Here is a 21000-nt window from a genome sequence, read left to right as displayed (position 1 = left end):
CAACTCTGCCAGGCCCTTCTTTTTTAACGATTCAGCAAGCTTCCGACATAGCGGAGCAGTTCGTTTGCTGATGTTGAGTTATAGCCATGTTCGTCAATTAATCTTGCTACAACTTCATTCACTTTCTTCAGCTGCTGCTCATCCGGCGTTTTTGAAGATGTGGTGATCTTCACGACATCTTTCAGGTCAGCGAAAAGCTTCTTTTGGATAGCTTCACGCAGACGGTCATGTGAATTATAATCAAAGCGCTTGCCTTTTCTTGCGTAAGCTGAGATACGGATGAGGATTTCCTCCCTGAATGCTTTTTTCGCATTCTCAGAGATACCGATCTGCTCTTCGATTGAGCGCATCAGCTTTTCATCCGGACTGATTTCCTCACCGGTTAATGGGTCGCGCAGCTTCGCTTTATTGCAGTATGCTTCAACATTATCAAGGTAGTTTTCCATAAGCGTTTTCGCAGATTCTTCATAAGAATAAACAAATGCCTTTTGTACTTCTTTCTTAGCAATATCATCATACTCTTTGCGGGCCAGAGAAATAAAGTTCAGGTATCTTTCCTTCAGTTCTGGAGTAATGGATGGATGCTGATCCAATCCTTCTTTAAGTGACCGCAATACATCCAGGGCATTGATGCTTGTGATATTTTTGCGGATGATTGTAGAAGAGATTCTGTTGATGACATAGCGCGGGTCAATACCGCTCATGCCTTCATCTGCATGCTCTTTTTTCAATTCTTCCACATCAGCCCTGTTATAGCCTTCAACGCTCTCTCCATCATACAAACGCATTTTTTTAACTAAGTCTATATCGCCTTTTTTCGGATCCTTCATGCGGGTTAAAATCGTAAACATCGCTGCAACCCTCAGGGTATGCGGTGCAATATGCACATTGGAAACATCGCTTTCACGGATCATTTTATCGTAAATCTTCTCTTCCTCAGAAACCTTTAAATTATATGGGATTGGCATAACGATAATTCTGGAATGCAGAGCTTCATTCTTTTTATTGGAAATGAATGAACGATACTCTGTTTCATTCGTGTGAGCAACAATTAGCTCATCTGCCGAAATCAAGGCGAAGCGGCCAGCTTTAAAGTTGCCTTCCTGAGTCAGGGATAATAAATGCCATAAAAATTTCTCGTCGCACTTCAGCATTTCCTGGAATTCCATCATTCCTCGGTTTGCTTTATTTAGTTCCCCATCGAAACGATAGGCACGAGGATCTGATTCTGAACCATATTCTGCAATGGTTGAAAAGTCAATGCTTCCAGTCAGATCGGCAATATCCTGAGATTTTGGATCTGAAGGGCTAAAGGTTCCAATCCCCACCCTGCGGTCTTCTGAGAAAATAATTCTTTCGATTAAAACATCTTCTATGCGGCCGCCATACTCCTGTTCGAGACGCATACTATTCAATGGCGAGAGGTTTCCTTCAATTCTTATTCCATATTCATCATGAAAGTCCTTGCGGAGGTGATGAGGGATTAAATGAAGCGGATCTTCATGCATTGGACAGCCCTTAATAGCATAGACCGCTCCCCTATCAGCGTGAGAATATTGCTCTAAACCTCTCTTTAGCATTGTCACTAAAGTTGATTTACCGCCGCTGACCGGCCCCATTAATAAAAGAATCCTTTTGCGGACATCGAGGCGTTTGGCAGCAGGATGGAAATACTCTTCTACCAGCCTTTCCAATGCTTCTTCTAATCCAAAGAGCTGATTGCTGAAAAATTGATATCTTTTTTGCCCCTTCACTTCTTCGACACCGGCATCCTTAATCATATTATATACCCGTGAATGTGCTGACTGGGCAACCCATGGCTTCTCTTTAACAATTTCTAAATACTCTCCAAAAGTCCCTTCCCATTTAAGCTTTTCTTCCTCGTGTCTGTACATCTCAATTTTTTTTAGAATATCCATAAGGACCTCCCCCTGTCGCATTATCAGAGACGATTAATATACTCTATGCGCCCCGGCAATCGAACATGCGTAAACTATTGAGAGTTTGGTTTGTACTTTTTACGGGAATTAATTATAAGGAACACTTTGCTGCGCGATCTAACTGTAAAAAAAACTCCATACTTTTCATTCACAGTTATTCATTTTTGGGCTATAATAAGCTTATATTTACATGCTTGCCTATTGAGATACCGCTAAAGGAGGATTACATATACATGGGTACAATTATTATTATCGGTGTAATGGTTGCTTTCCTTGCTGCTATTTTCGCTGCTGGTTATGATGACAAGCCAGGCGTAAACAAAAAATAAGCTGCTGATCATTCAGCAGCTTTTTTCTTATTTGGAGGGCAAACTCTTGGTATTTCAATATACCCTACCTTAAATCCATTTTTTTCTTCTGTACAAAATCCTTCATATACATTCGTGTCTGCTTTTCGAGCATGCCGGCGATTTGACCAGTCCACGTGTCATTCCGCTTGCCGCCCGTACGCTCAGCATAATACTCTGAAATGATTTTATTATACATTTTCAGCTCTTCGCGGTAGGCAGTTTCATCCTGCTTGTATTCATTTTCATGGTATATATGCTGAAGAGGCAGCCTTGGTTTTTTATCGTTCTTTTTGGAAGGATAGCCAACAGCCAGTCCAAACAAAGGAATTACGCGATCCGGTGTTTTTAAAAGCTCAGCTACACCTTCAAGATTGTTTCTTATTCCGCCAATATAGCAGATTCCCAATCCCAGCGATTCAGCAGCAACCGCAGCATTCTGTGCAGCCAATGCTGCATCAATGACAGCCACCATAAATTTCTCTGTGCTTTCAATGGAAGGAATTACATTGATATTTTCCATTTGTCCCATGACTTCATGACGATGCAAATCAGCACAAAATACGAAAAAATGGCCATTTTCCGCTACATAATTCTGATTGCCTGCAAATTCAGCAAGTTTCGCTTTCTTTGCTTTATCGGTAAGACCGATTATTGAATAGGCTTGAACAAAACTTGAGGTGGACGCACCTTGAGCAGAAAGTACAATCGTTTCTATCTGTTCTTCGGATAGAGCCCTGTCTTCAAAATTCCGCACGGAGCGATGGTCCATCAGCAAATTGGTCACTTCATTCATCACATCTCATCCTTTCCATATGTACTTTTTCATTTTACCCAGAAAGGAAAGGATTCTCCAAAGGAAAAGGCCCGAAAAATACCAGGCCTGCTGTTTCCTATTTTAAATGCAAGTAGTCCAGCTGCCGCAGTGCTTCATAAACAAGAATGGCTGCAGTGTTGGATAAGTTAAGCGAACGGACTTTATCGTTCATTGGAACCCTTAATGCGCGCTCTTTGTTGCTTTCAATGATATTCTTCGGAAGGCCCGTCGTTTCTTTGCCGAAAATAAAATAATAATCCTTCCCGACATTGCTGTAATCGAAACTGGAATGCGGCTTGGTGCCATACTTCGTTAAGTAGAAGTATTCACCGCCTTCACTGCTTTTAAAAAAATCGTCCAATGATTCATGATAGACGATCTTTACAAATTGCCAATAATCCAAGCCTGCACGCTTCAGCATTTTATCTTCCGTCGAGAAGCCAAGCGGCCGGATCAGATGCAATGTCGTATCAGTAGCCGCACAAGTACGGGCTATATTACCAGTGTTGGCCGGAATTTCCGGCTGATATAATACTACATGCAATCCCACTTTTTTCACCTCTAAATTAAATCTGCATGTGTTATTATATCACTTTGAAATCACCATACAAATTACTGGTCATCTGCTATAGACAAAAATTTATATTTAATATTCGGTGTATAGGCTGTTGAATCCTCATAAGCCCAATAACGCATTCGGCTGTTATAAGTATGAGCATTGACCAGGGGCATTCCCGAGGCATCTTTTCCCGTCACGATCGTTGTATGGTCAAATCGTCCGTCTCCCTGAAAATCATAGCAAATAACATCTCCAATTAAGAGCTGATCCGGACTGGAGACTTCCTCCGCTCTTAACCCAGCATTCGAACTCGGCAGATACCACCGCAATGAATTCGCTACTGTCCAGCTGTAGCTCCAATTCCCGCTTCTCATCCACCACCCTTTTCCGCGGTTAGGATACCCCCTCATCGGGCCGCCGCCTACATGAAGGCACTGTGAAATATAATTGGTGCAATCCACTTCAAATTTTTTATAAGCCGGATTATAGCTGTTCCACCATTTTTCTGCATACTGCACTGCTCTCATGCGGTCATACTCATACTCATACTCAAGCCTTACTTCCTCTCCATATTCTTGGTCTTGAGACGCTTCATCTTTTTGAATCTCTTTAAAAGGGTTTTTCTCCCGATCCTCGACAAACACTCCCTTATAAAAGTCGGCTATGCGCTCTTCAATTTCTTCTTCCATATAGAATACGTCTTTTTGCTTAATTAAATATTTAAAGTGAACTCTGTATTCAACCTGCTTAACATCATCCTGCTCCCTTCCAACCGTGATCACTTTTCCGGTTGCCTGGGCTTTAACAATCTCACCGGACCGGCCGGAAAGAGATTCTTTCTTCTTTTCAATTTTAGGGCAGGTATGAATTGAACTTCTTGAATGGGAAACGCACTGCTGCACTCTTTTTATTAACAGCTCCTGAAGCTGGTCCCTCACGCATCTCACTCCTCTCCTATTCAATACATATGAAAGGAAGCAGAGGACTTTGCTTAATTTTTCGTGCAATATAACAGTAAGTCAGCCGGACTGAACAGTTTCTCTGCATTTGAATTTTTTCCTTTGCATATTGCACCAAGAAAAAAATTAAATTTCTCCATAAAAATGGCCATAGAAAAAGAGGGAGATTCCTCCCTCATCGTTTTTCAATAAAACTTAAACCTTTTTCAATCTCAGCAATGGCCTCTCCGTCTTTTTCCTGCTGCAAAGCCTGTTCCAGGGCAGCAAGTGATTTCTCACCGCCAATTTTCCCGAGTGCCCAGGCAGCCGTACCACGGATCACCGGCCGAGGATCTTCTGTCATGACTTTAATCAGATCTTCTACAGCTGTTTCATCTTTATAGTGAGCCAAGGCAATAATGGCATTCCGCTGGATCGGCTTTTTACCTCTCCAGGAGCCTGAAACCGGGCCATATTTTTCTTTAAATTCCCGGTTGCTGATAAATAGAAGCGGCCTTAAAAGCGGCTTTGCCACTTCCGGATCCGGCTCCATCTCTTCGTGCAGATGAAAATCCTTGCCTTTATTTTCAGGGCATACGGTTTGACAGGTATCGCACCCATAAAGTCTGTTCCCCAGTTTTTCTCTATATGGCTCTGGAAGAAAGCCTTTTGTCTGCGTCAGAAACGCGATGCACTTCTGTGCATCAAGCTGACCTCCCTGAATTAAAGCACCAGTAGGACAGACGTCTACACATTTATTGCAGCTGCCGCATCTGTCTTCCATTGGTTTATCCGGCTCAAATGGCAGATTCGTTATCATTTCTCCAAGATAGACATAAGATCCGAATTCAGGTGTGATGATAGAACAGTTCTTTCCGCTCCAGCCAATTCCGGCACGCTGCGCTACGGCCCGATCCACAAGCTCACCTGTATCCACCATGGATTTGCATATCGCCTCAGGGATTCTTGACTGAATGAATCCCTCAAGTTTCTGCAGACGTTCCCTCAAGATATGATGATAGTCTTTCCCCCATGAAGCGCGGCAGAAAATTCCTCTTCGTTCACCTCTTTTGCTGACAACTCTGACCTTCATTTTGGAAGGGTAAGCAACAGCTATTGAGATAATGGATTTGGGCTTGTCCAATAGCAGGCCCGGATTCACTCTCTTCTCAATATCAGGCTCTTCAAATCCTGATTGATATTGAAGTTCCTGCTGACGAATCAGTCTATTTTTCATCTCATCAAAAGTGCCGGCTGCTGTAAAACCGATTTTATCTATACCAATTGTTTTGCTGTATTCAATCACTTCCTGCTTGAATTGGGCAAAATTCATTGTATAACCTCCTTTCATGAAAATTACATTTATATGAAAGCCTTTAATTTTTTGAATCACCGATTATTATGATAAACTATTTTAAAGTAATTTTGGAGGTGGAAAGCTTGGAAATTACGATTGCTCCCGAGTTGTGCAGGTTATTTCCCCAATTTAAAATTGGATTCATTACATATAAAAATATAGAAGTCGGACAATCTCCTCAAATGGTAAAGGGCAGACTCCAGTTATTTCAGGAATCAATTTATTTTGACTTAGAGGACAAGAATGTTACAGAATTTGAAGGGATCAAAGAATGGAGACAGATTTTCAAAACAGCAGGCAAGGATCCAAATCGGTACCGCCACTCTGCAGAAGCACTATACAGGAGAATTAAAAAGCAAAATTATCTGCAGCCGGTCAACAGCTCCATAGATATTAACAACTTCTTTTCCCTCGAATATCAAATACCGATTGGCGTGTATGATGCCGATATGCTTTCAGGCAATGTGACTATCAGGTTAGGCAAAGAAGGAGAAGAATATAACGGTTTAAACGGGAGACCCAACTCGCTATCCAATTTAATTATTAGCGAAGATGCGTCAGGGCCATTTGGCAGTCCGTTTGTCGACTCTGAAAGGACAGCGGTGACGGAACAGACTAAAAATGCCGTTCAGATCGTTTATTTGCGCCCTTCTCTGGAAATGGCAAAGGCTGAAAAAATGGTTGAGTCCTTAATGAACATGTACACGCAAGTGCATGGAGGAGAAGAAAACTTTAAGGTAATTGGATGTTAAAAAAGTTTATTAAAAGTCGAGCGGGATCTGCGGATGCCGCCCGATCTTTTTGCATAATAGCCAAAGAAAATGAAAAAACGCAATACCTCGTTCTTTTTGAACGAAACACTGCGTTGGCTATGTATGGAGCGGGTGAAGGGAATCGAACCCTCATCATCAGCTTGGAAGGCTGAGGTTTTACCACTAAACTACACCCGCATTTGTATGAAGTTACTGACTACTGATTTTTTTCCCGTTCTTGCATGCCTCTTCCTCTAAAAGCTTTTTCAAGAAGCCTATGCGTCGAGGCAACTCGGAGATGATTCATGGATGTGTTGCTCGTGGCTGAGGTTTTACCACTAAACTACACCCGCATTTGTGTATTTATATTTAATCATTAATGAAATTATTCCTAGATCCTTTGTCGATTTTTATCAACAGCAAAATAAACATTGTGTCGAATCAACTATTTAATAATACTAAATTCAGCCACAATGGTCAACCTTTTTTTGAGAAATTTGTCGAAAATACAGGAAAGGATTTATAATCCTCCCCTGCTAAAGTTGTTTACACCCACCACATTTCTGAAGGCTGCTCTTCGATTAAGATCGATTTAAGGTTCCTGACTGCCCTTGTAAATCCTTCTTCTATAGACATAAGCGGATCTTCATGCTCAATGCTGACAACATAATCATACCCGAATGTCCGTAAAGCGCTCATCATATCCGACCATTCCTGCAGGCCGTGTCCGCACCCGACTGACCTGAATGTCCAAGCTCTGGTCTGAACATTTCCATACGGCTGCATATCCGTTAAACCGTACATATTAACATTTTCCTGGTCAATATAGGTATCTTTTGCATGAAAATGATGAATGGCATTTTCTTTCCCCAGAATCTTTATTGCTGCAACAGGGTCGATTCCCTGCCACCATAAATGGCTTGGATCCAGATTGGCTCCAATGGCGTCACAGGTTTCTTCCCTTAATTTCAGAAGGGTATAAGGAGTATGCACAAGGAATCCGCCATGGAGTTCAAGACCAATTTTCACATTATGATCTTTTGCAAATTGCCCGGCTTTCTTCCAGTAAGGAATGAGTTTCTCCTCCCATTGCCATTTCAGCACTTCTCCATACTCATTCGGCCATGGAGCAACCGGCCAATTTGGATGCTTGGCCCCTTCCCCATCACCTGCAGTGCCGGAAAAACAGTTAACAACCGGAACATTCATTAAGCTGGCTAACTTAATTGTGTCATATAAAACGCGGTCCGATTCCTCTGCAAATGCGCTATCAGGTGAAATCGGATTGCCATGGCAGCTAAATGCGCTGATTTCAAGACCTCTTGATAAAACCTTGTTCAGGTAATCATCCCTGAGTTCTTTACTTTCTAAAAGCTCGTGCAAACTGCAGTGCGCGTTTCCGGGATATGCTCCGGTTCCGATTTCAATAGCCTTAAGCCCTGCAGCTTTCACATGATCAAGCATTTCTTCAAATTTTTTCTCAGCAAATAAAACGGTAAACACACCAAGCTTCATTAAAATCCCCTCCAGGCTTCTATTCTCTTCTGCCCATTTCACTGCTTTTATAAATTGCATCAATAATTCTGGTTGTCTGCAGTGCTTCTTCTGCGTCTACTATAAATGCTTCTCTCCCCAAACAGCTGTCAATAAAGTTTCGCGCCTGAGCCAAAGCATAGTCATCCTCCCCTGGCAGCCATTCTGAGTGTGTATTAAGCAGCATTCCATGTTTGGATTGGTTCAAGCTGAATGGGAATAAATCAATTCCTCCATCCTGCCCTGAAAGGCTGAGACTTTCTTCATCCTGTTCGATATTGGCTGACCATGAGGTTTCAAAAAGCAGGGATGCTCCATTGGCAAATTTTATATAAGCTGTCACATGGTCATCGACATTAAAGGATTGATGGTCAAAACTTCCCCATAGATTCACCTGCTCAGGCATTCTGCTCAATGTATTATAAGCTGTACCGGAAACCTCGGTTTCCTCCGGGTTTCCCAGAAGCCAAAGCGAGAGGTCAAGCAAGTGGCATCCATAATCAATCAAACTCCCTCCGCCCTGAAGTTCCTTATTGGTGAAAACACCCCATCCCGGCACCTTTCTTCTTCTCATCGCCCGTGCCCTGGCTGCAAATGGAAGACCAATTTCATCTTCTGAAATGAGTTTTTTGGCAGCTTGAGCCTCTTTCATAAACCGGTAGTGGTAGGCAATGGCCAAAACCTTTCCAGACCTGTCTCTGGCTTCTATCATTTTCCTGCATTCTTCTGCTGTCATGGCCATCGGCTTCTCACACAAAACATGCAGCCCAGCCTCCAGTGCAGCAGCCGTAATCTCAGCATGAAACTTATTCGGTGTACAAATAACTACAGCATCTGTTTCACTGAACACTTCTTTATAATCTGTGAAAACGCTGTTAATTCCAAACTTCTTTGCAGCCAATTGTGCAGTATCCGCATTCACATCGCAAATAGCTGTTATGGATGCATTATCCGATAATTTTAATAAAACGGGAATATGCCTGGACTGGGCTATTCCGCCAGCACCGATAATTCCGATCCGAAGTTTCTTCATTGATGCACCTCAATTAATTCTGACAATCTGCTTTGTTTCGCTTGCCTCCAGCGCAGCAAGTATCACCTGGAGCGACTTCATTCCCTCAGAACCAGGAATCGCAGGCTCCTGTTCATTTAAGATACTTTCAAGAAAATGATCAATGACGCCTGAATTCTTTTGTCCTCCTTCTTCATTTGTCTGAATCCCGCCGAGTTCGTACTTCACTGTATCACCGTTTGCATACTGAACAATGAGAGAATGCACCGGATCATCCTCTAATCTCAAAATTGCCTTTTCTCCATAAATAATGGTGGAATTGTCTTCTTTTGAGACATAAGACCAGCTTGCAGCCAATGTACCGATTACACCGCTTTCCGTTTTCAAAACGCATACCGCTGTATCATCGACATCAGCATCAATCTTAGCACTTGTCTCTACAAACGCTCCTACCTCAGTAAACTCTTCTCCCAGCAGGTAACGCAGTAAGTCGGTCTTATGTACACCAAGGTCGCCCATGGCGCCAATAAAAGCCTGGTTTTTTTTGAAGAACCAGCTTTCTTTGCCATCTGCACTCCATCCCTCTGGCCCGCCGTGGCCAAAAACCGTCCGGAAACTATAGATTTTTCCCGCTTCACCTTCTGCAATCAATTCCTTTGCTTTTTTATGCGATGGAACAAAGCGCTGATTATGAGCAATCATTAATTTCTTTCCATTTTTACTTGCTGCTTCAATCATGTCCTTTGCTTCTTCCATAGAAGTTGCCATTGGCTTTTCACATAAAACATGCTTGCCGGCGTTTAATGCTGCAGCTGAAATGGGAGCATGCAGATAATTCGGGGTGCAGACACTCACTGCATCTATATCCTTATTAGCCAACAATTCTCTATAATCGGTGTACACCTCCGCCCCGTACAAGCCGGCAAACACATTTGCACGCTCTTCATTAATATCACATACCGCTGCAATGACAGCACCGCTGCTTGCATGATATTCAGGCATATGCCTATGCTTGGCTATACTTCCACAGCCAATTATTCCAATTTTGAGTTTTTTCATCTTAATTCTCCACTCCTTCTTGACTCACTCTAATTCTCTCCAATGGCTTCGCATTCCCATAGACCGGTACAGGAAGATCAGCTGGTTTAGCCCAATTAACAGCATTTTTAATAACCTGCTGAACGTCCTTATGATAATAAGTTGGATATGTTTCATGTCCTGGGCGAAAATAAAAGATTTTCCCTTTTCCGCGCCTGTATGTACAGCCGCTCCGAAAAACTTCTCCGCCTTCAAACCAGCTCACCATTACAAGTTCATCCGGTGCCGGGATATCAAAATGTTCCCCATACATTTCTTCTTTTTCAAGTTCAATATATTCTCCAAGTCCTTCTGCAATGGGATGGCCTGGATCTACAATCCAAATCCGTTCCTTTTCATCCGCTTCTCTCCATTTTAAATCACAGGATGTTCCCATCAATGCTTTAAAAATTTTAGAGAAATGGCCAGAATGCAGGACAATCAGCCCCATTCCGTCCAGCACTCTTTGTTTTACTTTTTCAACGGTTGCATCCTCAACTTCCCCATGCGCAAGATGTCCCCACCAGACCAAAACGTCTGTTTCCTGTAAAACAGCATCACTAAGTCCATGCTGGGGCTCATCCAATGTAGCTGTCTTTACTTTATGATCTTCTTCCTTTAAAAAGTCTGCAATGGCACGGTGAATACCATCCGGATAGACAGACTTTACCTTTTCATCCCTTTGTTCATGTCGATTCTCATTCCAAACAAGCACGTTGATCATGATCTTCCTCCTTCTGTTAATTCATACTTCGATATTCATTTGGGGAAATCCCCACTGTCTTTTTAAACACTTTGCTAAAATACTTTTCATCCTGATAGCCGACCTGGAAAGCAATTTCATAGATTTTCAGTTTAGGGTTCTGCAGAAGCTCTTTTGCCTTGTTCATTCGAACATTCGTAATAAAATCTGTTATGGTAGCCTGGTATTCCTGTTTAAACTTCCTGGAAATGTACTCCCTGCTTAAATAAAATCTATCTGCAATTTCCTGCAGGTTAATATCCTTGTTATAGCTTTCCAGCAAAAACTGTTCTATTTGCTGAATCACATTCATCTCTCCGTCATGCTCCTGCTTGCATTCCTCAGGAGTACTTTGCTGTTTCCATTCATTTATAGCTTTTTCCAGGGTTTCATTCAGTATTTCAGGATCAATAGGCTTCAAGATATAATCAAAGCTTTTATAACAGATGGCATTCCTCATATAGTCAAAATCATCATATCCGCTGACGACAATCGTCTTGCTGGATAAACCCGAAGAATGAATCCATTTTAAAAGGCTTATGCCATCTCTCTTTGGCATGCTCATATCAGTGAATATGATTTCCGGGCGATGCTCTTTAATCAGCTTTATGGCCTCATTTCCATCAACAGCCTCCATGATTGTGTCAATACCAAAGCGGCTCCAATCTCCCAGAAGAAGCAAGCCTTCCCTCACATGTTTTTCATCATCCACAATAATTGCTTTCATCTTATCCACCTTCCATCCTTTTTGGAAGTTTAATAGAAACAAGCAGCCCGCCTCGCTCAAGATTCTTAAGCTGCAGGAATGCCCGATTGCCATAATAGAGTTTTAACCGGGTGTAAACATTCTTCAGTCCGATATTCGTTAACTCACCCTTTTGCCCCATCCTGTCATTCATCAAATGAAATCGGATTTCCTCCAGCCTGCTCTCAGAGACGCCTGTGCCATTATCCTCGATCAGAATATCCAGATAAAATTCATCCTGTCTGCAGGTGATACTAACCTCTCCAGCTTTTTCCCGCGCATCAAAACCATGCTTAAAGTAATTCTCCACTATTGGCTGTAGAATCATTTTCGGAACAGGAAACCCCATTGCTGCTTCATCAAGCTGAAAACTGAACTGAAGCTGGTCACCAAACCTCTCTTTTTGCAGCAGGAGATAAGACTTGGTATGTTCGATCTCTTTTTGAAGAGGAACCATATCCTCCTCCATATTCATACTGTACCGCATGATTTTAGAAAGGCGGGTAACAGACGAATAAATCTGCGGACCCTGATTTTTTAATGCTGCTGTTCCGATAGACTGCAACGCGTTATATAAAAAATGCGGATTAACCTGTGACTGCAGAACCTTTAGCTGATTGGTCTTGTTTTCAAGCTGAAGTTTATACTCCCGATTGATTAAATCATTAATTTTATCGATCATTTGTTTAAAACGATCACCGAGATAGCCAATCTCATCATTGCCGAAAGATTGAAAACGGACATTAAGGTTTCCCTTTTCAACCTGATCAATATATTTCAGCAGGATTCTGATTGGTGAAGTGATTCTAACAGAGATAAATAGAGTGGCAAGAATAACCAGTATGAGTCCTATTACACCAAACATGATATTGATTTTCGCCACGCTGAATGCACTTTCATATAAAGTGATATATGGGACACGCTTAACAAGATACCAGCCGCCAGAATTTTGCGATAATTGATCGTATATCATGACGCCGTTGAAAGAACCTTCTTTCCATTCAACCGTGCCATTTTCTTTATTTGTACTCATTACCCAATCGATCCAATCAGTCGACTTAGAATCTTCATCAGTTTCATCAGTTGAACGGTAGATCAATTCACCTTCAGGAGATATTATATAGAATTCTTCATTTTCACCCGAATAAAGATTACGGCTGATATTGGTTATTTGATCTGGTGAGAACTCCAGTGAGATATATGCCAATACATCATCTGATGGAATATTGATTAAAGATCTGTGAAGCGTTATTACATTTTTAGGCTTTTTGTCCTCAGGCTCCTTTATCTTATGAATAGGCTCAAGATACATATTACTTGGACTTTCTTTGGCTTTTACGTAAAATTCCTGATTGGCATTTGTCAGCTTCTTTGAAAAAATAACTGTAGAGCGCCTGGAAGCTGTTATAAGACGATCTTCCTTTGCAACAGCAATGTTAACTCTTTTGATATTTTCTTCTGCATACAGTATGGTAGAAATTACATTTCTTACAGCTTCCACTGCCTGATAATTATTTTCCTTTTGGGGATCTTTTAAAAAGTTTATTAAACCTGGATTATTGTAAAGGGATAGTGTTAATCCGTCCAGCTCATTTATGTAACCCTCCAGGTTCACTTTTCCTTGATATAATAGGTTGCTATTTTCCTTAATGGCCTGGTCTTTCAATGATTCCGCTGTATGATAATAAGTGATGATTATAGACGCCCCAAATGGAACGATCGTGGCTACCATCAATAGAACAATCAGTTTATTTCTAATGCTCTTTTTGAACATTTACATCCCCCGCTGCTTTGTCTTTTACAATAGTATAAAGCGAACTTCCCTTTTTGGGGATGCCTTTTTGTTATGGGGTTTTGCATATAATTAAAATATAAAACAGAAAGCATATCTTCCGCAGACATGCTTCCTGTTTAACCAAATTTATTTCAGATTATCCCAGGATGCCTGGAAGCGTTCTACGACCGTATCATAGTCAATCTTTCCTGCAGCGTATTCCTGGATTGTTGCAGCAAACTCTTTATTTGCACCATCCGGCCACCTGAACCATGTCCAAGGAACGGTTTTCTCTTCCTTAGAATACTCAAGAATATGCTGTCCAAGCGGGCCTAAACCGGTTGGTTCTATATTGTCGAAGGCAGGAATGAACGCAAACTCTTCTGTGATATAACGCTTTCCTGTTTCAGAAGAAACCATCCAGTCAAGGAATAATTTTGCTTCTTCAAGATGCTCTGAATTTTTATTAAGAACCCAGTTGTTCGGAACGCCTACCGGTAAACGGTCTGCTTCAGCCTCATCATCAGTAAGCGGAATTGGCAGGAATCCCATATTAATTTCAGGGTTGATTTCAAGAATCATGTTTTCTGTCCAGTTCCCCTGCTGAAGCATTGCTGTATTGCCGGATGCAAATAGCGTTACTTGCGTATTATAATCTGTTGTTAATGGATTATCATTTCCAAAGTTTATTTCAGTATCAAGCACTTCTTTGAACTCTTTAAATTTATCATTGCCAGTAATTTTTTCAGATCCGCTGTATAAGCCCTCAATAAATGCCACCGGATCTTCCTGCTGTGCAAATGGAATATTTAGTAAATGCTGGCCAATGACCCACCACTCTCCATAACCGGCAGAGAAAGGAGTAATTCCTTTATCTTTTAGTTTTTCAGAAGCATCCTTCAGTTCAGAAATCGTATTAGGTGGTTCAGTGATGCCTGCTTCTTCAAATAAATCCTTATTATAAATGAAACCGTATCCTTCAAGGTTTACAGGCATTCCATAAAGTTTGCCGTCTGTATCAGTCATTGGAACTTTTCCAATTGGAAGCACATGCTCTGCCCAAGGCTCATTCGAAAGATCTGCAAGATGCTCTTTCCAAAGCTCCAATTCTTTAAATCCGCCATTGTTAAAAATGTCAGGCTGTTCGCCGGATGCAAACTTTGCTTTTAATGCAGCACCATAATCAGCACCGCCGCCGACTGATTCAAGCTTTACTTTAATATTCGGATGCTCTTTTTCGAATTCACCGATCATTGCCTGAAGCTGATCGGCAATCTCCACTTTAAACTGGAACAAATTCAATGTTACCACTTCATCATCATTATTTGAATCATCCTTTGGCTTTTCATCCCCTGAAGAGCTGGAAGAAGAACAGCCCGCCATAATGCCCGCCATCAGAACCAATGACAGCAGTAATAGAGCAAAGCGTTTCATTTTGTTTCCCCCCTGAATAATTTTTTATATAAACTTTAACAGCCCATATGGCCGCAAAAGTCTCTATAACTACTTGATGGAACCTTGTGCAATGCCTTTAATAATATGCCTCTGCAGAAACAGGAAGAAAATAACAACAGGTGTAATGCCCATCACAAGGGCGGCCAGTCCCATGTCCCATTGCTTTGTATATTGTGCAAAGAATGAACTTGTGGCCAAAGGAATCGTCCTTAGTTCTGCATCCTGAAGCACAAGAAGTGGCAGAAGATAATCATTCCAGATCCATAATGTATTTAAAATAATAACCGTTACAGTGATTGGCTTTAGAAGCGGAAAAACAATTCTCCAAAAGACCCCAAACTGGCTGCACCCATCAATTCGGGCCGATTCTTCTATCTCTATTGGAACTGTTTTAATAAATCCGTGATACAGGAAAAGCGATAATGGTACACCAAAGCCAAAATACATAATGATGAGACCAGGTATGCTGTTTGTCAGATTCAGCGTGCCTCCCAGCTTCATCAGCGGTATCATGACCGTCTGGAAAGGAATAACCATCGCAGATACAAATAACGCAAACAGGATTTTGCTGAATTTCCCCGGGGTTCGGACCATCTTCCAGGCAGCCATGGAACTAATGACAACCAGTCCAATATTGCTGATCACCGTAATTATAAGCGAATTCCAGAAGGCCCGCGGGAAATTAATAATATCCCATACCTTCAAGTAATTGGAGAATAAAAACTCCTGCGGCCACGCTGCAGCATCAATCAAAATATCTGCAAAACCTTTTACAGAATTGATGATCACGAAATAAAAAGGTATGAGGAATATGATTCCTAATACGATTCCGATAATCTCGAGCAGAAACGTAACCTTCGTATATCTGGGACTCATTAGGCCTCAACCTCCCTTTTCTTGGTCATCATAACCTGAACCGTTGTAAAAATTGCTACAACAAGGAAGAACAAAATGGATTTCGCGGTACCCAGACCATACCGGTTATTCTGGAATGCTTCCTGATAAATATTAATTGCAACAGATTGTGTTGAATTAAATGGACCTCCGCCTGTCAGTGAAATATTCAGGTCGAAAATCTTAAATGCCATTGAAATAGTTAAAAAGAAACAAATCGTAAACGCCGGCAAAATAAGAGGAATAATAATTTTCGTCAGAAGTGTCCAGCTTGATGCCCCATCGATCCTGGCGGCCTCCAGCAATGTCTGATCAACCCCCTGCAGCGCTGCAATATAAATAACCATCATATATCCGCTGATCTGCCAGGCAAACACAATTACAATTCCCCAGAATGCTGTTGACTCATCCCCAAGCCATGGCAGCTTAAATACGGATAGATCTGTAAGATTTCCAATTGCAGCAAACCCTTTTACAAAAATAAACTGCCAGATGAACCCAAGCAATAATCCCCCGATAACATTAGGAATGAAGAACACAGTCCGCAATAAATTTCTGGACTTCAATGCTGCGTTCAATAATAATGCAAGCCCAAAACCTAGTAAATTACTAATAATAACCGAGGCTAACATAAACTTGGTAGTAAAAATGAAGGAATCAAAAAACTTGGGATCATTTTTAAAGATCTTTATATAATTTTCAAGTCCGACCCACTCAACTACAGAACTGACACCATTCCAGGAAGTAAAAGAATAATAAATTCCCATCAAAAAAGGAATGATTTGAATCACCAGGAAAAAAATCAATGCCGGTCCTACAAATGCGCTGTATGTTAGCATTTTTTTCAGATTTGCTTTTTTCCTGGATACTGTTTTAACCTCTGAATTGACTGCTGCTTCCCCGACTTCAATCTTTGTCTCCAAATCTCTTCACCGCCCCCTCATCTCTTGCAAACGCTTTCCTACATTATATTTGAAACCGTTTGCATATATAGGTGACTGGATTGACTAAAATGGTGCAATATTTTGACTTCTTTAAAAGGATTAGCTTGTGGAAATGGAAAACATTGCATAGAATGAAGCTATCTTGAACATAGAGATGTGGGCTTTTTCCAAATAGATTCATTATTAATCACTGGAGGCTGCATCTACATTTTTGAAGTCAAGAATTATGAGGGAGACTTTTATATCGAACAGGACAGATGGTATACAGCACCATCCTAATAAAAGTTGTTTCAATGCAGGGTTCCGAAAGATTCAGAGGGTGGTTTCGAGAGGGGGTTCTTAACTGTTCGGAAGGTTCCTATGAAACAAGATAAACCAGGTTTGAATTACTAAAGTAAGCAACAGATGTGTGTTACGTCCAAGATAGATAATATTACATCACAATCAGCAGAATGGCTGCATTGATATTTGCTATCCGCTTTAAAAATTTGCACAGATATTAATTAAACAACAAAAAAAGATTTCCCTATTGGGAAACCTCTTTTTAGATACCGGTGGTCGGGGTCGAACCGACACTCCAGAAGGAACACGATTTTGAGTCGTGCGCGTCTGCCAATTCCGCCACACCGGCATATTAAAATGTAGTAAATCTTGTGGTGCCGAGGACCGGAATCGAACCGGTACGGTAGTCACCTACCGCAGGATTTTAAGTCCTGTGCGTCTGCCAGTTCCGCCACCCCGGCGTATATCAGCGAATCAAGATTTAGATTATGGAGGCGGCAACCGGATTCGAACCGGTGGTAAAGGTTTTGCAGACCTCTGCCTTACCACTTGGCTATGCCGCCATAAAATGAAGTTTATTCTGGAGCGGAAGACGGGATTCGAACCCGCGACCCTCACCTTGGCAAGGTGATGTTCTACCACTGAACTACTTCCGCAAAATGGCTGGGCTAGCAGGATTCGAACCTGCGAGTGACGGAGTCAAAGTCCGGTGCCTTACCGCTTGGCTATAGCCCATTGATAGTTCATATCACATTTATATGAGAGTTATACTCGTACTGTTACTATAAATTTATGGGGCGACTGATGGGAATCGAACCCACGAGTGTCGGAGCCACAATCCGATGCGTTAACCACTTCGCCACAGCCGCCATTATAATATTGGCAGGGGTAGTAGGAATCGAACCCACATCAAAGGTTTTGGAGACCTTCGTTTTACCATTAAACTATACCCCTATATAAATTGGTGGAGGGGGGCAGATTCGAACTGCCGAACCCGAAGGAGCGGATTTACAGTCCGCCGCGTTTAGCCACTTCGCTACCCCTCCATATTAGCATAAAGAATGGTGCCGGCAAGAGGACTTGAACCCCCAACCTACTGATTACAAGTCAGTTGCTCTACCAATTGAGCTACACCGGCAAATCAATTCAGTAAAGGTGGCTCAGGACGGAATCGAACCGCCGACACAAGGATTTTCAGTCCTTTGCTCTACCGACTGAGCTACTGAGCCACATATTATTTACTTTTTGTAAAAATGGCGGTCCGGACGGGACTCGAACCCGCGACCTCCTGCGTGACAGGCAGGCATTCTAACCAACTGAACTACCGGACCAGATTGCGGGGGCAGGATTTGAACCTGCGACCTTCGGGTTATGAGCCCGACGAGCTACCGGACTGCTCCACCCCGCGACAATAATATGGTGGAGGATGACGGGATCGAACCGCCGACCCTCTGCTTGTAAGGCAGATGCTCTCCCAGCTGAGCTAATCCTCCAAAATGGTGACCCCTACGGGATTCGAACCCGTGTTACCGCCGTGAAAGGGCGGTGTCTTAACCGCTTGACCAAGGGGCCAATATAGAAATTATAATGGCGGAGAGCAAGGGATTTGAACCCTTGATACGCGGTTAGCGTATACACGATTTCCAATCGTGCTCCTTCGGCCACTCGGACAGCTCTCCATTTGGCTCCGCAGGTAGGATTCGAACCTACGACCGTTCGGTTAACAGCCGAATGCTCTACCACTGAGCTACTGCGGAATAATGATATTTGTAAAACAGCCCGGCAGCGTCCTACTCTCACAAGGGGACAGCCCCTAACTACCATTGGCGCTGAGAAGCTTAACTTCCGTGTTCGGTATGGGAACGGGTGTGACCTTCTCGCCATCGCCACCAGACTATTTTTTCAAAGACAAGTATTATTATACCGTCTTTTTATCATTTTTCAAGAGGAAATTTACTTTTTTTCGTTCCCTCAAAACTAGATAATGCATGAAGAAGCATTTGCCGAGTATTCACCAATGACTTGTCTAGCTTCGGCTCCTAACTTCTCTCGAAGTTGAACAGTCGCCTCCGCTTTTCGTTTTGGTTAAGTCCTCGATCGATTAGTATCAGTCAGCTCCACATGTCGCCACGCTTCCACCTCTGACCTATCAACCTGATCATCTTTCAGGGATCTTACTAGCTTGACGCTATGGGAAATCTCATCTCGAGGGGGGCTTCATGCTTAGATGCTTTCAGCACTTATCCCTTCCGCACATAGCTACCCAGCGATGCCTTTGGCAAGACAACTGGTACACCAGCGGTGCGTCCATCCCGGTCCTCTCGTACTAAGGACAGCTCCTCTCAAATTTCCTGCGCCCACGACGGATAGGGACCGAACTGTCTCACGACGTTCTGAACCCAGCTCGCGTACCGCTTTAATGGGCGAACAGCCCAACCCTTGGGACCGACTACAGCCCCAGGATGCGATGAGCCGACATCGAGGTGCCAAACCTCCCCGTCGATGTGGACTCTTGGGGGAGATAAGCCTGTTATCCCCGGGGTAGCTTTTATCCGTTGAGCGATGGCCCTTCCATGCGGAACCACCGGATCACTAAGCCCGACTTTCGTCCCTGCTCGACTTGTAGGTCTCGCAGTCAAGCTCCCTTGTGCCTTTACACTCTGCGAATGATTTCCAACCATTCTGAGGGAACCTTTGGGCGCCTCCGTTACTTTTTAGGAGGCGACCGCCCCAGTCAAACTGCCCACCTGACACTGTCTCCCGCCCCGATAAGGGGCGCGGGTTAGAATTTCAATACAGCCAGGGTAGTATCCCACCGACGCCTCCACCGAAGCTAGCGCTCCGGCTTCTCAGGCTCCTACCTATCCTGTACAAGCTGTACCAAAATTCAATATCAGGCTACAGTAAAGCTCCACGGGGTCTTTCCGTCCTGTCGCGGGTAACCTGCATCTTCACAGGTACTATAATTTCACCGAGTCTCTCGTTGAGACAGTGCCCAGATCGTTACGCCTTTCGTGCGGGTCGGAACTTACCCGACAAGGAATTTCGCTACCTTAGGACCGTTATAGTTACGGCCGCCGTTTACTGGGGCTTCGATTCAAAGCTTCGCTTGCGCTAACCTCTCCTCTTAACCTTCCAGCACCGGGCAGGCGTCAGCCCCTATACTTCGCCTTGCGGCTTCGCAGAGACCTGTGTTTTTGCTAAACAGTCGCCTGGGCCTATTCACTGCGGCTCATCAGGGCTATTCACCCTAATGAGCACCCCTTCTCCCGAAGTTACGGGGTCATTTTGCCGAGTTCCTTAACGAGAGTTCTCTCGCTCACCTTAGGATTCTCTCCTCGCCTACCTGTGTCGGTTTGCGGTACGGGCACCTTTTCCCTCGCTAGAGGCTTTTCTTGGCAGTGTGGAATCAGGAACTTCGGTACTAAATTTCCCTCGCCGTCACAGCTCAGCCTATGTGGTAACGGGATTTGCCTCGTTACCGGCCTAACTGCTTGGACGCGCTAATCCAGCAGCGCGCTTACCCTATCCTCCTGCGTCCCCCCATTGCTCAAACGGTAAAGAGGTGGTACAGGAATATCAACCTGTTGTCCATCGCCTACGCTTTTCAGCCTCGGCTTAGGTCCCGACTAACCCTGAGCGGACGAGCCTTCCTCAGGAAACCTTAGGCATTCGGTGGATGGGATTCTCACCCATCTTTCGCTACTCATACCGGCATTCTCACTTCTAAGCGCTCCACGGGTCCTTGCGATCCCGCTTCAACGCCCTTAGAACGCTCTCCTACCACTGACATCGTAAGATGTCAATCCACAGCTTCGGTGATACGTTTAGC

Annotated in this window: 15 protein-coding genes, 17 tRNA genes, 2 rRNA genes and 1 pseudogene (1 of these 35 running past the window's edge); 2 read left to right on the top strand and 33 right to left on the bottom strand. The window is 43.1% G+C overall.

What is annotated here, in order from left to right; all coding sequences use genetic code 11:
* Positions 1-23: 23 nt before the first annotated feature.
* The 5 genes from ACR42H_RS06365 to queG all read right to left on the bottom strand — a co-directional run bounded on the left by ACR42H_RS06365 (position 24) and on the right by queG (position 5934).
* Positions 24-1919, bottom strand: coding sequence for a PrkA family serine protein kinase (locus tag ACR42H_RS06365; protein ID WP_009331560.1), 1896 nt, complete (start codon positions 1917-1919; stop codon positions 24-26).
* 414 nt (positions 1920-2333) lie between these two features.
* Positions 2334-3083 (bottom strand): oxygen-insensitive NADPH nitroreductase, encoded by a 750-nt coding sequence (gene nfsA / locus ACR42H_RS06360; RefSeq protein ID WP_113883542.1) that lies wholly within the window; start codon positions 3081-3083, stop codon positions 2334-2336.
* A gap of 97 nt (positions 3084-3180) precedes the next feature.
* The gene (trmL, locus tag ACR42H_RS06355) at positions 3181-3654 is read right to left on the bottom strand and encodes a tRNA (uridine(34)/cytosine(34)/5-carboxymethylaminomethyluridine(34)-2'-O)-methyltransferase TrmL (protein WP_113883543.1); all 474 of its coding nucleotides are present in this window, start codon (positions 3652-3654) and stop codon (positions 3181-3183) included.
* Between the two features lie 62 nt (positions 3655-3716).
* Complete coding sequence (locus ACR42H_RS06350; protein WP_436375141.1) at positions 3717-4601, bottom strand: amidase domain-containing protein; 885 nt, start codon at positions 4599-4601, stop codon at positions 3717-3719.
* Positions 4602-4797: 196 nt separating this feature from the next.
* The gene (gene queG / locus ACR42H_RS06345) at positions 4798-5934 is read right to left on the bottom strand and encodes a tRNA epoxyqueuosine(34) reductase QueG (RefSeq protein WP_436375139.1); all 1137 of its coding nucleotides are present in this window, start codon (positions 5932-5934) and stop codon (positions 4798-4800) included.
* Positions 5935-6041: 107 nt separating this feature from the next.
* Here queG and ACR42H_RS06340 point away from each other — a divergent pair, with 107 nt between their 5' ends.
* Positions 6042-6710, top strand: a complete 669-nt coding sequence (locus ACR42H_RS06340; protein ID WP_436375137.1) for a B3/B4 domain-containing protein — start codon at positions 6042-6044, stop codon at positions 6708-6710.
* Positions 6711-6834: 124 nt separating this feature from the next.
* Here ACR42H_RS06340 and ACR42H_RS06335 read toward each other — a convergent pair.
* The 10 genes from ACR42H_RS06335 to ACR42H_RS06290 form a co-directional block, all read right to left on the bottom strand.
* Positions 6835-6908: transfer RNA gene (locus ACR42H_RS06335), tRNA-Gly, on the bottom strand.
* A gap of 348 nt (positions 6909-7256) precedes the next feature.
* Positions 7257-8225, bottom strand: coding sequence for a sugar phosphate isomerase/epimerase family protein (locus ACR42H_RS06330; protein WP_113883547.1), 969 nt, complete (start codon positions 8223-8225; stop codon positions 7257-7259).
* A 19-nt stretch (positions 8226-8244) separates the two neighbouring features.
* Positions 8245-9276: a Gfo/Idh/MocA family protein gene (locus ACR42H_RS06325; RefSeq protein WP_436375136.1), complete on the bottom strand. Its 1032-nt coding sequence runs from the start codon at positions 9274-9276 to the stop codon at positions 8245-8247.
* Between the two features lie 9 nt (positions 9277-9285).
* Positions 9286-10314, bottom strand: a complete 1029-nt coding sequence (locus ACR42H_RS06320) for a Gfo/Idh/MocA family protein (RefSeq protein ID WP_436375134.1) — start codon at positions 10312-10314, stop codon at positions 9286-9288.
* Between the two features lies 1 nt (position 10315).
* A complete protein-coding gene (locus ACR42H_RS06315; RefSeq protein WP_113883550.1) occupies positions 10316-11056 on the bottom strand; it encodes a ThuA domain-containing protein in 741 nt (246 codons plus the stop codon).
* Positions 11057-11072: 16 nt separating this feature from the next.
* Positions 11073-11801, bottom strand: coding sequence for a response regulator transcription factor (locus ACR42H_RS06310; protein ID WP_113883551.1), 729 nt, complete (start codon positions 11799-11801; stop codon positions 11073-11075).
* Between the two features lies 1 nt (position 11802).
* Entirely contained in the window at positions 11803-13593 is a 1791-nt protein-coding gene (locus ACR42H_RS06305; protein ID WP_436375131.1) for a sensor histidine kinase, read from the bottom strand.
* Between the two features lie 147 nt (positions 13594-13740).
* The gene (locus ACR42H_RS06300) at positions 13741-15027 is read right to left on the bottom strand and encodes an ABC transporter substrate-binding protein (RefSeq protein WP_436375129.1); all 1287 of its coding nucleotides are present in this window, start codon (positions 15025-15027) and stop codon (positions 13741-13743) included.
* Between the two features lie 69 nt (positions 15028-15096).
* On the bottom strand, positions 15097-15924 hold the full coding sequence (locus ACR42H_RS06295) for a carbohydrate ABC transporter permease (RefSeq protein WP_436375127.1): 828 nt from the start codon (positions 15922-15924) through the stop codon (positions 15097-15099).
* Positions 15924-16865 carry a carbohydrate ABC transporter permease gene (locus ACR42H_RS06290; protein ID WP_436375125.1) on the bottom strand — a complete coding sequence of 314 codons (942 nt, stop codon included), beginning with the start codon at positions 16863-16865 and terminating at the stop codon, positions 15924-15926. The genes ACR42H_RS06295 and ACR42H_RS06290 overlap by 1 nt, the downstream gene beginning before the upstream one ends.
* A gap of 174 nt (positions 16866-17039) precedes the next feature.
* On the opposite strand from ACR42H_RS06290, the pseudogene ACR42H_RS06285 reads away from it, so the two are divergent.
* Positions 17040-17153, top strand: a pseudogene (locus ACR42H_RS06285) (nuclease-related domain-containing protein); the annotation flags it as partial.
* 282 nt (positions 17154-17435) lie between these two features.
* Here the strand turns inward: ACR42H_RS06285 and ACR42H_RS06280 are convergent.
* From ACR42H_RS06280 to ACR42H_RS06195, 18 genes are all read right to left on the bottom strand, one after another.
* Positions 17436-17517, bottom strand: a tRNA-Leu gene (locus ACR42H_RS06280).
* A 23-nt stretch (positions 17518-17540) separates the two neighbouring features.
* Positions 17541-17629: transfer RNA gene (locus tag ACR42H_RS06275), tRNA-Leu, on the bottom strand.
* A 28-nt stretch (positions 17630-17657) separates the two neighbouring features.
* Positions 17658-17731 (bottom strand) — tRNA-Cys (locus ACR42H_RS06270).
* A gap of 18 nt (positions 17732-17749) precedes the next feature.
* Positions 17750-17824: transfer RNA gene (locus ACR42H_RS06265), tRNA-Gly, on the bottom strand.
* Between the two features lie 4 nt (positions 17825-17828).
* Positions 17829-17903 (bottom strand) — tRNA-Gln (locus tag ACR42H_RS06260).
* A 58-nt stretch (positions 17904-17961) separates the two neighbouring features.
* Positions 17962-18037, bottom strand: a tRNA-His gene (locus tag ACR42H_RS06255).
* A gap of 11 nt (positions 18038-18048) precedes the next feature.
* Positions 18049-18122 (bottom strand) — tRNA-Trp (locus ACR42H_RS06250).
* A gap of 8 nt (positions 18123-18130) precedes the next feature.
* Positions 18131-18214 (bottom strand) — tRNA-Tyr (locus tag ACR42H_RS06245).
* A gap of 16 nt (positions 18215-18230) precedes the next feature.
* Positions 18231-18306 (bottom strand) — tRNA-Thr (locus ACR42H_RS06240).
* Between the two features lie 18 nt (positions 18307-18324).
* Positions 18325-18397 (bottom strand) — tRNA-Phe (locus tag ACR42H_RS06235).
* 25 nt (positions 18398-18422) lie between these two features.
* Positions 18423-18499, bottom strand: a tRNA-Asp gene (locus tag ACR42H_RS06230).
* A 3-nt stretch (positions 18500-18502) separates the two neighbouring features.
* Positions 18503-18576, bottom strand: a tRNA-Met gene (locus tag ACR42H_RS06225).
* Between the two features lie 9 nt (positions 18577-18585).
* Positions 18586-18661 (bottom strand) — tRNA-Val (locus tag ACR42H_RS06220).
* Between the two features lie 4 nt (positions 18662-18665).
* Positions 18666-18740 (bottom strand) — tRNA-Glu (locus ACR42H_RS06215).
* Between the two features lie 16 nt (positions 18741-18756).
* Positions 18757-18847 (bottom strand) — tRNA-Ser (locus ACR42H_RS06210).
* Positions 18848-18850: 3 nt separating this feature from the next.
* Positions 18851-18925, bottom strand: a tRNA-Asn gene (locus ACR42H_RS06205).
* A gap of 20 nt (positions 18926-18945) precedes the next feature.
* Positions 18946-19062, bottom strand: a 5S ribosomal RNA gene (gene rrf / locus ACR42H_RS06200).
* 187 nt (positions 19063-19249) lie between these two features.
* Positions 19250-21000, bottom strand: a 23S ribosomal RNA gene (locus ACR42H_RS06195) (it continues 1185 nt past the right edge of the window).

Source organism: Cytobacillus sp. BC1816 (genome assembly GCF_051353635.1).
GTDB classification, from domain to species: Bacteria; Bacillota; Bacilli; order Bacillales; family Cytobacillaceae; genus Cytobacillus; species Cytobacillus oceanisediminis_C.
This window is presented reverse-complemented; position numbering and strand designations above follow the sequence as displayed.

Coding starts and splice junctions, on each gene's coding strand:
- ACR42H_RS06315 (WP_113883550.1), bottom strand. CDS start 11,056: ATGATCAACGTGCTTGTTTGGAATGAGAATCGACATGAACAAAGGGAT.
- ACR42H_RS06320 (WP_436375134.1), bottom strand. CDS start 10,314: ATGAAAAAACTCAAAATTGGAATAATTGGCTGTGGAAGTATAGCCAAG.
- ACR42H_RS06295 (WP_436375127.1), bottom strand. CDS start 15,924: ATGAGTCCCAGATATACGAAGGTTACGTTTCTGCTCGAGATTATCGGA.
- nfsA (WP_113883542.1), bottom strand. CDS start 3,083: ATGAATGAAGTGACCAATTTGCTGATGGACCATCGCTCCGTGCGGAAT.
- ACR42H_RS06310 (WP_113883551.1), bottom strand. CDS start 11,801: ATGAAAGCAATTATTGTGGATGATGAAAAACATGTGAGGGAAGGCTTG.
- ACR42H_RS06330 (WP_113883547.1), bottom strand. CDS start 8,225: ATGAAGCTTGGTGTGTTTACCGTTTTATTTGCTGAGAAAAAATTTGAA.
- ACR42H_RS06305 (WP_436375131.1), bottom strand. CDS start 13,593: ATGTTCAAAAAGAGCATTAGAAATAAACTGATTGTTCTATTGATGGTA.
- queG (WP_436375139.1), bottom strand. CDS start 5,934: ATGAATTTTGCCCAATTCAAGCAGGAAGTGATTGAATACAGCAAAACA.
- ACR42H_RS06300 (WP_436375129.1), bottom strand. CDS start 15,027: ATGAAACGCTTTGCTCTATTACTGCTGTCATTGGTTCTGATGGCGGGC.
- ACR42H_RS06365 (WP_009331560.1), bottom strand. CDS start 1,919: ATGGATATTCTAAAAAAAATTGAGATGTACAGACACGAGGAAGAAAAG.
- ACR42H_RS06325 (WP_436375136.1), bottom strand. CDS start 9,276: ATGAAGAAACTTCGGATCGGAATTATCGGTGCTGGCGGAATAGCCCAG.